Here is a 13,347-nt window from a genome sequence, read left to right as displayed (position 1 = left end):
CGCGGCCCTAACCGGCCGGGGCCGTCGGCGCCGAGACGTGCGTGGCCTCGGATCGCCCCCGCAACACGGTGGAATAGCATTCGGCCCAGTGCCCGCGTTCGGCCTCACCGGCCGCCTCGATGGCGGCCGCCGAGCACAGGATTCGCCGATCGGAAGTCTTGGCGAGGTCGGCCAGCCGCGCGGCCTCGTTGACGGCGTCGCCGATCACGGTGTATTCGTACCGGTTCTCGGCGCCGACGTTGCCGGCGAAAACGCGCCCCGCGGAGACGCCGACGCCGAAATCGACCGGCAACCGCCGCAGTTGCGTGGCCAGTGCACGGGCTGTCGCCAGGGCCGAGGACGCCGGCTCGCTCGTCGGCAACGGCACCCCGTACACGGCCAGCGCGGCGTCACCGGCGAATTTGTTGATCATCCCGTGGTGTTCGTCGACGGCGTTGACGACGATCCGGAAGAAGTCGTTGAGCACCTCGGCAACCTCTTGCGGCGGGCGGTTTTCCGCGAGCTGCGTGGAACCCACCAGGTCGATGAACAGCACCGCCGCTTCGACCACGTCGCCGGACAGGGACGCTCCCTCTTCGACGGCGCGCTGCGCGACGTCGGCCCCAACGTGGCGCCCGAACAGGTCACGCAGCCGGTCACGCTCGGCGAGCCCGGCCACCATTCGGTTGAATCCTGTTTGCAGCCGCCCGATTTGGGAGCGTTCGTAGGCGCCGACGTAGGTCTCCATGCGGCCGTGTTCGACCTCCGCCATGGCGTCGACGACCTCGCCGATGGGGTCCGAGATGGACCGAGACGTCAGGATCATCGTCGGCAGCCCCAGCACCAGCGCCGCCAGCGACACCACCAGGATCGGCACGTCCAACGATGCCGACTTCTCGATCAGCCACCCGTAGGAGCGGAGGACGATCAGCGACGCGATGACCGCGATGGGAAACGCGCTGCACAGAAACCACAGCAGAACCAGTCGCGCGTACACACTCGGCACGGCCAGCCGCGGCTCGGCGCCCAGCGTAGCGGCCCGCATGATGGGGCGCATGGTGCGCTGCGCGAGCAGCATCCCCGTGCCGGCGGCGGCGGAGCCGCCGAGCACCACGCCGAGCACGATGGGCAGCAGCAGCCGGGCCCCACCACCCAGATTCAGCAGGATGAAGGTTCCGCCGCTCAGCGCCCAGGCCGTCACCAGGATCGCCGACTGGCGCCCGGCCAGCTTCATCACGGCCTCGCGCTGTTCCGGTGTCGGTTCGTCGCCCGCCACAAACCAGCGCAGCGTGGGAGCCAGGCTCAGGGCGCCGGACACCGAGACGCCGATGATGCCCAACACGATCAGCAGCGCCACCGGCGCCGTGCTGTGCCGCGCGAAGTCGTCGTTGGCCGCGACGGACGTGTGGCCGCGCAGGGGGATCAAGATGGCGGCCGCTTCGACGACGGCCAGGACATAGGACAGGCTCAGGTCGAGCCCGTAGTGAAACATCCACCGTCGAGCGGACTTTCGTCCTTTCGCGGCGGGCCCGACGTTGGCGCTAGGCACCGTTGTTCGGCCCGCCGGAGTTCTGCCCGGGGATGTCGGTGATCGGGAAGTTGGGCATCGGCTTGGGTGAGGGCGTGTCGGGCAGCGTGGGGATATCACCGGCGGGGATGTCGCGCAGACCGTTGACGGGTGGGCCGTTCTCCCGGCCGCCGTAACTGCTGCCGGGCGCGCGTGGTCCCAGCAGTTCGCTGACCGTCACCAGCCGGTAGCCGTTGGCCTTGAGCACCGGGATGAACTGATACACCAGATCGACGGTGCTTGAGTAGGTGTCATGGAACAACACCACCGAACCCGGTTTGATGTAGGTCATCAGCATGGATCGCGTCGCCGCCGTATTCGAGTCGTTGGCCCAATCGAAAGGGATGACGTCCCAAAGGATTTCGGCCAGCCCGAATTGACCGGCGGTCTGGCGCACCACCGGGTCGGACAATCCGCCCGCGGGCCGGTACAACGTCGGCGTGCGGCCCGTCGCGGCGGTGATGGCGTCATTCGCCTTGGAGAACTGCGCGGCGATGTCCTCCCGCGGGATGGTCGTCATGTTGGGGTGTTCCCAGGTGTGGCTGCCGATTTCCATCCCCGCGTCGGCGATGCGCTTGGCCCCCGCCGGGTTGGCGGCCACCTTGTTGCCGATCAGAAAGAACGTGGCCTTGGCGTCGTTGTCCTTCAGGACGTGCAGCAGCCGCTCGTCGAAGGGGCCGGGGCCGTCGTCGAAGGTCAGCGCGACGCATTTGATGACCGCGCAGGACAGGTCGTCGGCGCGTGTCACGTGACCGGTCAGCCCGCCGATCACCAGGACCGCGACGGCCGCGACGACACCGACCAGCGTGCGCCAGTAGCGCCAGGCCAAAGTGTCGGGTCGTTTCGCCACGGTAAGAGCCTACTCACCGCGAGACTGCAACCAGCGACGCGTTTCGCGGGTGAAACGGTAGTGGAATACAGTTTCGCGGCGAAAACGCTCAGTGCGGTCCGGCGATCTCCTCGAGCATCTCGGTGACCAGCGCGGCGATCGGCGACCGCTCGCTGCGCAGCAGGGTGATGTGGGCGAACAGCGGATGGCCCTTGAGCTTCTCGATCACGGCCGCGACCCCGTCGTGGCGCCCCACCCGCAGGTTGTCGCGCTGAGCGATGTCGTGGGTCAGGACCACCCGCGACCCGGTGCCCAGCCGGGACAGCACGGTCAGCAAAACGTTGCGCTCCAGCGACTGCGCCTCATCGACGATGACGAACGAGTCGTGCAGCGACCGGCCCCGGATGTGGGTCAGCGGCAGCACTTCGAGCATGCCGCGGGACAGCACTTCCTCGAGCACCGCCGGGCTGGCCAGGCCCTCGAGGGTGTCGAAAACGGCCTGCGCCCACGGCCCCATCTTTTCGCTCTCGCTGCCGGGCAGGTACCCCAACTCCTGGCCGCCGACGGCGTACAGCGGGCGGAAGACCACCACCTTGCGCTGGGTCCGCCGCTCCAGCACGGCCTCCAGGCCGGCGCACAACGCGAGCGCCGACTTGCCGGTGCCGGCCTTGCCGCCCAGCGACACGATGCCGACCGACTCGTCGAGCAGCAGGTCCAGGGCGACCCGTTGTTCGGCGGACCGCCCGCGCAGTCCGAACACTTCGCGGTCACCGCGGACCAGCTGAACGCGCTTGTCCGCGTTGACCCTGCCCAGCGCGTGGGAGCTACCACCGAGAAGCCGAATGCCGGTGTGGCAGGGCAGGTCTCGGGCTTCGGCCAGATCGATCTCACCGTCGGTGAACAGGGCATCGATATCGTCGGTGGCGGTTTCGATCTCGCGCATGCCCGACCATCCGGAGGCCACGACGTCTTGCGCGTGGTACTCGTCGGCGGCCAGCCCCACCGCGGCGGCCTTGACCCGAAGCGGAATGTCCTTGCTGACCAACGTGACTCGTTTGCCTTCGGCGGCGAGGTTGGCGGCGCAACTCAGGATCCGGCAGTCGTTGTTGTCGCCGCGGAAGCCGGCGGGCAGCACCGCCGGGTCCGTGTGGTTGAGTTCGACGTGGAGCGTACCGCCTTGTGTCCCAACGGGAATGGGCTGATCCAGGCGGCCGTGCACAAGCCGAAGATCGTCGAACAGGCGCAACGCCTGGCGGGCGAACCATCCCAGCTCGTGGTGGTGGCGTTTGGCCTCCAGCTCGCTGATCACCACCAACGGAACAACCACCTCGTGCTCGGCGAACCGACTGCACGCCCACGGGTCGGACAGCAGCACGGAAGTGTCGATCACGTAGGTCCGGATATCGGTCACGTAGCGCTCCTCGAGCGGGATGAGCCCGCGCGGACCCGCACAGGCATGTCGACGGGAACCGCAGCACCAGGACCGGGGCCGGTCCTTCCGTTGTGGTGACGGGAGGTGCCGCCCTGGCAGCAGAGCTTGACGCTGACCATCGGGAACGACGCTACTCCCGTGGCCGTCCGCCCGCTGTGCAGGCGCGCCGACACGACAAGCCGCGGCAACCCCGCGGAGGGATCAGCGGGGAGCGGGCAGCCGGCTCAGCCGACGATGAATTGCCGCAGGGCGGGCTCGTCCGCGAGCCCCCATGCGGTGATGCGGTCGGAGATCGCCTGCCGCAGCTGCTCCGGACCGAAAATGCCTGCGTCGGCGACGTTCTGCACCTTGTCCGCATACGCGTCGATGTCGGCGCCGGGCACCTTCAGGTCGGCCGCGCGGGCGGCGATCGCCGCGATCGTCTCGTCGCGGGTGTAGTCCAGGCAGTGCGCGATGAGGTTGGAGAAGAACACTTCGTGCCGCCGCTCGTCGCGCGCGATCCGGTCGACCAGCCCGGCCAGGATGGGCTCCTCGAGCTTGGCGGCCAGGTTCTCGCAGAACACGGCGTGGGTGCGTTCGGTGAACGCCAGGTGCACCAGGGTTTCCACCTGCGAGTAGGTGTCGGCGCGGTAGCCCTTCATCACGTACTGGACGCGGGCCTCTTCGTTGGCGGTCGGGTCGACCTCCCGGGTCACCACCAGGTACTCGCGCAGCGCGATGGCGTGCAGATGCTCCTCGGCGGTCCATCGGCCGATCCAGCGGCCCCAGTAGTCCTCCAGGATGAAGTGCTCGACCAGCTCGCGGTGGTGGGCGGCCAGGTTGTCCTTGAGCAGCAGCATGATCTCGCAGGCATCCGTCAGCGGCCGGGGCAGCGTCGCCGACGAGGGTTCCCAGTCGCGTCCGCCGAGGAATGCGAAGTTCTCGCCCCGTTCGAACGGCACGTAGTCGTGCGCGAACCAGAGTTCTTCGGTGGACAGGTGGCGGTCGATGTTCGCTTCGACGACCGGCTCGAGTTCCAGGGTCAGCGCGTTAGCGACGGGTCTCTGTGCCATGAGATAACTGTAACCCGCGTACACAGGTTCATGAAATCGCCGGGGTCGTGTCGGAACAAGTGCTGACCTTGATCCTCGAACCCGGCCCGGCCGGGCCGTCAGGGCGGCGTCGCCGCCGGTTAGCGGCCGACCAGCGCCCAGTCTTCGAGGCCCTCGTACAGCGGAAACTCCTGGGCCAGCCGTGTCACGCGCTGCCGCAGGCCCGACACGTCGGCCGAGCTGCCGGCCGCCAGGGCGGTGGCGATGACGTCGGCAACCTCGCTGAACTCGGCGTCGCCGAAGCCACGGGTGGCCAGGGCGGGCGTGCCGATCCGCAGGCCCGACGTGACCATCGGCGGCCGCGGATCGTTGGGCACGGCGTTGCGGTTGACGGTGATGCCGACCTCGTGCAGCAAGTCCTCGGCGGCCTGGCCGTCGAGCGGGGAGTTGCGCAGATCCACCAGCACCAGGTGCACGTCGGTGCCGCCGCTGACCACCGACACACCGGCCTTCGCGACATCGGCGGCCAGCAGCCGCTCGGCGAGGATGCGGGCGCCCGACAGCGTCCGCTGCTGTCGCTCGACGAATTCGGGGGTGCTCGCGATCTTCAGCGCGACGGCCTTGCCCGCGATCACGTGCATGAGCGGACCGCCCTGCTGGCCGGGGAACACGGCCGAGTTGATCGCCTTGGCGTATTGCTGCTTGCCCAGGATCATGCCCGAGCGGCCGCCGCCGAGCGTCTTGTGGATGGTGGTCGACACGATATCGGCGTGCGGCACCGGCGAGGGGTGCAAGCCGGCCGCGACCAGGCCCGCGAAGTGCGCCATGTCCACCCAGAGCTTGGCGTCGACCTCGTCGGCGATCGCGGCGAACGCCGCGAAGTCGAGGATCCGCGGGTAGGCCGACCAGCCGGCGATGATCACCTTGGGGCGAAATTCCAGCGCCTTGGCGCGCACCGCGTCCATGTCGACGAGATGCGTCGTCGGGTCGACCCCGTAGAACCCGTTCTCGTAGAGCTTGCCGGAGAAGTTCAGCTTCATGCCGTGCGTCAGGTGGCCGCCGTTGGCCAGGTCCAGCCCCAGCAGCCGCTCCCCCGGTGACATCAGCGCGTGCAGCACGGCGGCGTTGGCCTGGGCGCCCGAATGCGGCTGCACGTTGGCGAAGTCGGCGCCGAAGAGCGCCTTGGCCCGATCGCGGGCGATGTTCTCCACGACGTCGACGTACTCGCAGCCGCCGTAGTAGCGGCGCCCGGGCAGGCCCTCGGCGTACTTGTTGGTCAGCACGCTGCCCTGGGCTTGCAACACCGAGCGCGGAACAAAGTTCTCCGACGCGATCATTTCCAGCATGTCGCGCTGGCGGCCCAACTCCTGGCCCAGCAGCGCGGCGATGTCGGGGTCGACCTCGGCGAGGGGGGCGGACATCACAGAGGTCGCGGCGCGGGCGTCAGGTGCAGCAGTCACGGCGCCAGTCTATCCAGCGGCGACTTTTGGCCAGCCCAGCCGTCGGGCTTTTCGGCGCTCCTGCAACACTTGCACTATGCCGCGGCTTAGCGAGCCGAGCCCTTATGTGGAGTTCGACCGAAAGCAATGGCGTGCGCTTCGTATGTCGACGCCGCTGGCCCTCACCGAGGAGGAACTGGTCGGCCTGCGCGGTCTGGGCGAACAAATCGACTTGCTCGAGGTCGAAGAGGTCTATCTGCCGCTGGCCCGGCTGATTCACCTTCAGGTCGCGGCCCGCCAGCGGTTGTTCGCCGCCACCGCGGAGTTCCTGGGCGAGCCTCAGCAAAATCCGGACCGGCCCGTGCCGTTCATCATCGGGGTCGCCGGCAGCGTGGCGGTCGGCAAGTCGACGACCGCCCGCGTGCTGCAGGCGCTGTTGGCCCGCTGGGACCATCACCCCCGGGTGGATCTGGTGACCACCGACGGGTTCCTGTACTCGAACGCAGAGCTGGACCGGCGAAACCTGATGCACCGCAAGGGGTTTCCGGAAAGCTATAACCGTCGGGCGCTGATGCGGTTCGTGACGTCGGTCAAGTCGGGCTCCGACTACGCGTGCGCGCCGGTGTATTCCCATCTGAAATACGACGTCATCCCCGGGGCCAAGCACGTGGTGCGCCATCCGGACATCTTGATCCTGGAGGGCCTCAACGTTTTGCAGACCGGTCCGACCCTGATGGTGTCGGACCTGTTCGACTTCGGCGTGTACGTGGACGCGCGGATCGAAGACATTGAGCAGTGGTACATCTCGCGGTTCCTGGCCATGCGCAGCACCGCTTTCGCCGATCCCGAGTCGCACTTCCACCACTACGCGGCGCTCAACGACACCAAGGCCGTCGCCGCCGCGCGCGAGATCTGGCGCTCCATCAACCGCCCCAACCTGGTCGAGAACATTCTGCCCACCCGGCCGCGCGCCACGCTGGTGCTGCGCAAGGACGCCGACCACTCCATCAACCGGCTGCGGCTGCGCAAACTTTAGGCGCGACTAGGCAGTCTCGAGCCGACGCACTCCCAGGTATTGCAACGCGGCGAACGCCGCCGTGTACGCGCCGCCGGCCAGCGTTAGCGCGGCCCCGGTGACGGTCAGCGGCAATGCCTCGGCCGCCACGATCGAGGCCAGCGTGAAGAAGACGTTGGCCACGATGACGCCGATACCGACGCTGCGCAGGTCCGGCAACGCCCCGAGGCTGAACACCACGAGGCCGTAGATCACGAAGGAGGCCCCCACGGCGTAATCCTCGAAGGACGTCAGGCCGGTCAGCGACGAGAGCGGGTCGGCGAGGAAAGCGACGGCCAAGCCGAACAACCCGGTCAGGGTCGCGTCGGCGCGCACGGCAAAACGCAACAGCGAGTCGGTCGCGTCATAGAGGGGCCGTGTGGTGAGGCCCGATACACCAGAGACAGACATCATGTGATTACTCCTCGCGATGGCGGTGTTGGCTATTGCCACGGATACAACGACGAGGTGGTTCACCCGGCTATTCCCGTTATCGGGTAAATATTTGACACGCGCCAGTCCGGCGGGATCAGCCGCCCCACGAGTCACAAGGCGCAGCGGCGGCGAGGCCCTATTTGCCGTAGCGGCGATGCCGCTGGCTGTAGTCGCGCAGCGCGCGCAGGAAGTCGACCCGGCGGAAGGCGGGCCAGTGCGCCTCGGTGAACCACATCTCCGAGTACGCGCTTTGCCACAGCAGGAAACCGGAGAGCCGTTGCTCGCCGGAGGTGCGGATCACCAGGTCGGGATCCGGCTGACCGGAGGTGTAGAGGTTTTCCGAGATCGCATCGACGGTGACCGTGTCGATCAGCTCCTCGGCGGTCGCGCCGTTGGCGAGTTCCTTGCTCAGCAGGGACCGCACCGCGTCGACGATCTCGCGACGGCCGCCGTAGCCGACGGCGACGTTGACGTGGAAGGGCGCCACGACCGGCGTGGATTCCACCGCCTCGCGCAGTCGGCGGGCCGGTTGCTCGCCGAGCAGCTCGAGGTCGCCGACGGTGCGCACGCTCCAGCGATTGGCCGGCGCGCAGATCTCCTCGACGACGTCGGTGATGATTTCGATGAGCCCGGCCAGCTCCTCGGGATCCCGCTGCAGGTTCTCGGTGGAAAGCAGGTACACGGTGGTCATCTCGATGCCGGCCTCCTGGCACCAGCGCAGCATCTCGGCGATCTTGAGGGCACCCATCCGGTAGCCGTAGCTCACGTCGTCGTATCCCGCGTCGCGCGCCCAGCGCCGGTTTCCGTCGCACAGCACCGCGATGTGGCGGGGCAGTTCCGACTTGGAAGCGGTCAACCCCTGCCGCAGCCGCATCTCGTAGATCCGATACAGCGGTTCTTTGAGTCGCCGCGGGATGATTTCCACGAACACACACCCTACTGCCAGGCGCAATGGATTCCGGCTTGCAATTTCGGCCGGTCATATGAGCAGCCGGCCGAGAAGTCGACACTGCGCCGTAACCATCCCTGGCTACTCTGGCTGTTACACCCGCCCATGGCACCGTGGCCATCGGCGTCCCCAGTTGCAGAGACACAACACAGGAGACATGAGCAGCCAGACCCGCACCGTCCCGCATCCGGAACGCGAACCCGAGCCCATCGCACCAGGCAACACCGTCGAGCGACTCGCAGAAGGTGCCGCCAATGTTTTGGGCAAACCCCGGCTGCGCGGCTGGATCCACTTCTACTCGGCGTGGTTGGCGATCATCGCCGGCGCCACGCTGGTGTCGGTGTCGTGGGCGGCCTCCTCGCCCCGCGCCGGTCATTCGACGCTGATCTACGCCGCGTGCACCGTGGCGCTGTTCGCGGTCAGCGCGACCTATCACCGGGTGCACTGGAAGTCAGACCTGGCCCGGATCCGGATGAAGCGGCTCGACCACTCGATGATCTTCATCTTCATCGCCGGCAGCTACACGCCGTTCGCGCGGTTGGTCATGCCGCAGGAGACCGGAGTGGTGGTGCTGTGCATCGTGTGGGGCGGCGCGCTGGCGGGCATCGCGCTGAAGGTGTGCTGGCCGACGGCGCCACGCTGGCTGGGCGTACCGCTTTACCTGCTGCTGGGCTGGGTGGCGATCTGGTACGCCCCGACGATCCTGCACCAGGCCGGGGTGGCCGCGATGGTGCTGCTGGCCGTGGGCGGTGTGTTCTACAGCGTCGGCGGGATTTTCTACGGCTTACGCTGGCCCGACCCGTGGCCGCGGACGTTCGGCTATCACGAGTTCTTCCACGCCTTCACCGCGGTCGCGGCGATCCTGCACTACATCGCCATGTGGTTCGCCGTCTTCTACACGCAAGACCACGCTTGGCTGCTGGGAGCTTGACCGCCGCCTAGCTTTGGGCGACGTCGTCGTCGGGCGACCAGTACGCCTTCATCGCGGCGATCTTCCCGCTGCCGTCGAAGACCATGACATCGATCGGCTCGATCACCATCCGGTGCTCGCCGGCGGTCACGGTCAGCCGGAACTGGAAGGCCGCCTCGTTGCCGCACACGCGCAGCGTCTTCAGTTCGCATTCGCGCTGCAGATTGTCGACCGCGGAGTAGAAGCCGTGGATCGCCTGGCGCCCGATGTGCACCTCGCCGCCGACCGGGTCTTCGACCGTGGCGTCGTCGGCGTACAACTCGACCAAGTCATCGGCGCTGCCCTTGGCGACCAGTTCGATGTAGCGGTGGACCGTGCTTCTGATCGCTTCGGTCTTGGCGGCATTCGGCATGGGAGGCAGGGTAACCCGGCCCAGTGGTGAGCGCCAGCGCGGCGCAGCCGGGCGCAGCGGGTCACCACCATCGGCTTCAGTCGTCGAAAACACCCAGGGCGGCGGCCAGTTCGGGTGCGCGGGTCACCGGCAGGTCGCAGACCCGGCCACGACACACGTAAGCGGCGTCGGCGCCGGCCACCCGGTCGCGCCCGGCCAGCAGCGCCGACGAATCCACCTCCCCGCCCACCACGATCGCCCCGCCGGGCGCCAGCCGCCGCGCCTCGACGAGCAGCGGTGAGCGCGACGGGTCGCAGGCCACCGCGATCTGCAGGGGTCCGCGGACCGCGGCCTCCGCGACGGCCAGCCAATGCCCGGCCGAGCGCGGCGCGCGCTCCAGCAGGACCGAGTGCGCGCGCAGCGCGTCGTCGGCCGCCCGCAGGTACCGCTCGGCGCGCTCCCCGTCGACCAGATGCGCCGCTGTCAGCAGCGCCTCGGTGATCGACGACGCGCCCGACGGGGTCGCCCCGTCCAGCGGGTCGGCCGGCCGGAGCATCAGCTGCTCGGCGTCGTCGGCGGTGTCGAACCAGCGGCCGGGCCGCTCCCTATCGGCGAAGTGCGCCAACGCGGTGTCCAGCAGATCGGTCGCCCTTGTCAACCAGGCCGCCTCGCCGGTCAGCTGGTAGAGCGCCAGCAGCCCGGTGGACAGCATCGCGTGGTCCTCGAGGATGGCGACGCTGTCGCCGACCACGCCGCCCAGGCTGGCGCGCCGCAACCGCCCATCGACGACGTGCAGGTCGACCAACGCGCGCGCGCAACGGCTTGCGGCGTGGGCGAATTCGGGTTCGTCCAACGCCACGCTGGCCTCGGCCAACGCGGTGATCGCCAGGCCGTTCCAGGAGGTGACCACCTTGTCGTCGCGGCCGGGCTGGACCCGGCCGCGCCGGGCGATCAACAACTCCGTCCGCACACGTTCAGCCCGCTGCGGGTCCTCCGGATCGGCGGGCAGCTGCAGCACCGAGGCACCGTGCTCGAACGTGCCGGCCGGGGTGACCGCGAAAACCTCTGCGGCCCAACGGCTGTCGTCGTGACCGAGCGCGTCGTTCAGCTGTTCCGGTGTCCACACATAGGTCGAGCCCTCGCGGCCGTCGGCGTCGGCGTCCAGCGACGAGGTGAACATGGGACCGTCGGCGAGGTCGGCGAGCAGGAACCGAGCGGTCTGGTCGGTGATTCGGCGCGCCAGCGGGTCGCCGGTACGCCGGGCCCAGTGCGCGTAGGCGCGCAGCAGCAGCGCGTTGTCGTACAGCATCTTCTCGAAATGCGGTACCACCCAAGCGTTGTCGACGCTGTAGCGGGCGAAGCCGCCGCCGAGCTGGTCGTAGATGCCGCCGCGCGCCATCGCGTTGCCCGCAAGCGACACCGCGTCCAGCGCCGCCGGCGATCCGGTGCGTTCGTGGTGGCGCAGCAGCGCCTCGAGCAGCGCCGAGGGCGGGAACTTGGGTGCACCCCCGAACCCGCCATGCACGGTGTCCTCATCCTCGAGCAGGGAGGCGACGGCGTGGTCACACAGGTCGGGCGCCACGGCAGGGCCCTCCCCCGGAACACCAGGAGCCATCTTGCGCAGCTCGCCGGCGATATGGTCGGACGCCTCCTCCACCTCACCGCGACGCTCCCGCCAGGTGGCGGAGACGGCCGAAAGAAGTTGCAGGAAGCCATCTTTCGGATAGTAGGTGCCGCAGAAGAAGGGCCGCCCATCGGGCGTGAGGAAACACGTCATCGGCCACCCGCCCTGCCCGGTGAGGGCGACCGTGGCGTTCATGTACACCGCGTCGATGTCGGGCCGTTCCTCGCGGTCGACTTTGATGCAGACGAATCCCGCGTTCATCGCGGCGGCGACGTCGGGGTCTTCGAACGACTCGTGCGCCATGACGTGGCACCAGTGACAGGCGGCGTACCCGACCGACAGCAGGATCGGCACGTCGCGGGCGGCGGCGTCGGCCTGCGCCTGCGGTGTCCACTGCTGCCAGTGCACCGGGTTGTCGGCGTGCTGGCGCAGATACGGACTGGTGGCCAGCCCCAGGGTGTTCGTGGCGGGCGGGTCAGCCTGGCTCATCGCCGGATCCCGGGGGTCGCGGCGATCCGTCCGCCTGATCCGGGGTCTGCCCAAAGCCCGGGTCGACGGCGTCGGTGCCCTCGTCCGCGGCCTGGTCCGGCTCGGGATGCTTGGGATCGAACGACTCCGGCACCTTCTTCAGCTGCCGGTTCATCGACCGGATGAGGAACAGCGTGGCGATCACCAGCAATACGACGATGAGCAGCCCGACCGGGCTGGCCTTGCCGAAGTCGGGCCCGTGCTGCGGCGCGTTGTCGGCCTGCCAGCCGGCGGCGCTCGCGAGGAGAACGACGTGGTTCACGCGTCCGTCTCGATCCCGGCGAACAGGTCGTCCTCGGGCAGCCGGACCGGGACCCGCGAGCGGGCCAACTCGAATTCCTCGGTGGGCCAAAGACGTTGCTGCCATTCGATGGGAGCCGCGAAGAAGTCGTGGTCGGGGTCGATCTGCGTGGTGTGCGCCCGCAGCGCGTCGTCGCGCTGGCTGAAATAGGCCGAGCACTCGACGCGCGTGGTGACCCGGGACTCGAACGGGTCGTGCGCGGCGTCCCAGTGCTCGAGCCACTTCTTGAACGGCGGTTCGTGACCGTGCTTGAGGGCCTCGTCGTGCAGCAACTGCATCCGGGCCCGCAGGAAGCCGTGGTTGTAGTAGAGCTTCGACACCGTCCACGGCTCACCGGCGTCCGGGAAACGCCGATAGTCGCCGGCCGCCTCGAAGGCGCCGACCGAAACCTGGTGGCAGCGAATGTGATCGGGATGCGGGTAGCCGCCGTTTTCGTCGTACGTGGTCATCACGTGCGGGCGGAACTCGCGTACGACGCGCACCAGCGCCTCGACCGACTCCTCCAGCGGCACCAGCGCGAAACACCCCTCGGGCAGCGGCGGCGGCGGGTCGCCCTTGGGCAATCCGGAGTCGACGAACCCGAGCCACGTGTGCTCCACGCCGAGGATCTCGGCGGCCTTGGCCATCTCGTCGCGGCGGATTTCGGCGATGTGCCCGTGCACCTCGGGCAGATCCATCGCCGGGTTGAGGATGTCGCCGCGCTCACCGCCGGTCAACGTCACCACCAGCACCCGATGGCCCTCGTCCGCGTAGCGGGCCAGGGTGGCCGCGCCCTTGCTGGACTCGTCGTCGGGGTGGGCGTGCACCGCCATCAACCGCAATTCGCTCACGTGCTCCCTTGTCACCTCTGGTGGTCGCCCGGTCTGACCCTATAATTC

The 13,347-nt window shown here is 68.5% G+C and carries 13 protein-coding genes; 2 read left to right on the top strand and 11 right to left on the bottom strand.

The window, feature by feature from the left end:
• Positions 1-7 precede the first annotated feature (7 nt).
• From AC0KS4_RS03515 to glyA, 5 genes are all read right to left on the bottom strand, one after another.
• On the bottom strand, positions 8-1,471 hold the full coding sequence (locus tag AC0KS4_RS03515; RefSeq protein WP_238958192.1) for an adenylate/guanylate cyclase domain-containing protein: 1,464 nt from the start codon (positions 1,469-1,471) through the stop codon (positions 8-10).
• A 49-nt stretch (positions 1,472-1,520) separates the two neighbouring features.
• Entirely contained in the window at positions 1,521-2,396 is an 876-nt protein-coding gene (locus AC0KS4_RS03510) for a polysaccharide deacetylase family protein (RefSeq protein ID WP_238958193.1), read from the bottom strand.
• A gap of 88 nt (positions 2,397-2,484) precedes the next feature.
• A complete protein-coding gene (locus AC0KS4_RS03505) occupies positions 2,485-3,786 on the bottom strand; it encodes a PhoH family protein (RefSeq protein WP_238958194.1) in 1,302 nt (433 codons plus the stop codon).
• A gap of 245 nt (positions 3,787-4,031) precedes the next feature.
• Positions 4,032-4,859, bottom strand: a complete 828-nt coding sequence (locus AC0KS4_RS03500; RefSeq protein WP_238958195.1) for an acyl-ACP desaturase — start codon at positions 4,857-4,859, stop codon at positions 4,032-4,034.
• Between the two features lie 119 nt (positions 4,860-4,978).
• Positions 4,979-6,259, bottom strand: coding sequence for a serine hydroxymethyltransferase (glyA, locus tag AC0KS4_RS03495; protein ID WP_238958388.1), 1,281 nt, complete (start codon positions 6,257-6,259; stop codon positions 4,979-4,981).
• A 115-nt stretch (positions 6,260-6,374) separates the two neighbouring features.
• Between glyA and coaA the strand changes: the two genes are divergently transcribed.
• Positions 6,375-7,313, top strand: a complete 939-nt coding sequence (coaA, locus tag AC0KS4_RS03490) for a type I pantothenate kinase (RefSeq protein WP_225328078.1) — start codon at positions 6,375-6,377, stop codon at positions 7,311-7,313.
• 6 nt (positions 7,314-7,319) lie between these two features.
• Here coaA and AC0KS4_RS03485 read toward each other — a convergent pair whose 3' ends face one another.
• Positions 7,320-7,745: a hypothetical protein gene (locus AC0KS4_RS03485; RefSeq protein ID WP_238958196.1), complete on the bottom strand. Its 426-nt coding sequence runs from the start codon at positions 7,743-7,745 to the stop codon at positions 7,320-7,322.
• A 157-nt stretch (positions 7,746-7,902) separates the two neighbouring features.
• Positions 7,903-8,691, bottom strand: a complete 789-nt coding sequence (locus tag AC0KS4_RS03480) for a (2Z,6E)-farnesyl diphosphate synthase (protein WP_225328076.1) — start codon at positions 8,689-8,691, stop codon at positions 7,903-7,905.
• A gap of 181 nt (positions 8,692-8,872) precedes the next feature.
• On the opposite strand from AC0KS4_RS03480, the gene trhA reads away from it, so the two are divergent.
• Positions 8,873-9,646, top strand: coding sequence for a PAQR family membrane homeostasis protein TrhA (trhA, locus tag AC0KS4_RS03475; RefSeq protein WP_225328075.1), 774 nt, complete (start codon positions 8,873-8,875; stop codon positions 9,644-9,646).
• 7 nt (positions 9,647-9,653) lie between these two features.
• Here the strand turns inward: trhA and AC0KS4_RS03470 are convergent, their stop codons facing one another.
• The 4 genes from AC0KS4_RS03470 to mca all read right to left on the bottom strand — a co-directional run bounded on the left by AC0KS4_RS03470 (position 9,654) and on the right by mca (position 13,299).
• Entirely contained in the window at positions 9,654-10,037 is a 384-nt protein-coding gene (locus AC0KS4_RS03470) for a nuclear transport factor 2 family protein (RefSeq protein WP_225328074.1), read from the bottom strand.
• A gap of 76 nt (positions 10,038-10,113) precedes the next feature.
• The gene (locus tag AC0KS4_RS03465; protein WP_238958197.1) at positions 10,114-12,129 is read right to left on the bottom strand and encodes a thioredoxin domain-containing protein; all 2,016 of its coding nucleotides are present in this window, start codon (positions 12,127-12,129) and stop codon (positions 10,114-10,116) included.
• Positions 12,116-12,430, bottom strand: coding sequence for a hypothetical protein (locus tag AC0KS4_RS03460; protein ID WP_225330491.1), 315 nt, complete (start codon positions 12,428-12,430; stop codon positions 12,116-12,118). The genes AC0KS4_RS03465 and AC0KS4_RS03460 overlap by 14 nt, the downstream gene beginning before the upstream one ends.
• On the bottom strand, positions 12,427-13,299 hold the full coding sequence (mca, locus tag AC0KS4_RS03455) for a mycothiol conjugate amidase Mca (RefSeq protein WP_225330492.1): 873 nt from the start codon (positions 13,297-13,299) through the stop codon (positions 12,427-12,429). Before mca ends, AC0KS4_RS03460 begins: the two co-directional genes overlap by 4 nt.
• Positions 13,300-13,347: the final 48 nt, after the last annotated feature.

The sequence above is a fragment of the Mycobacterium sp. NTMscope_MAC_12 genome, from assembly GCF_976985675.1.
The sequence above is the reverse complement of the archived record's forward strand: the minus strand, read 5'-3'. Positions and strand labels throughout refer to the sequence as shown.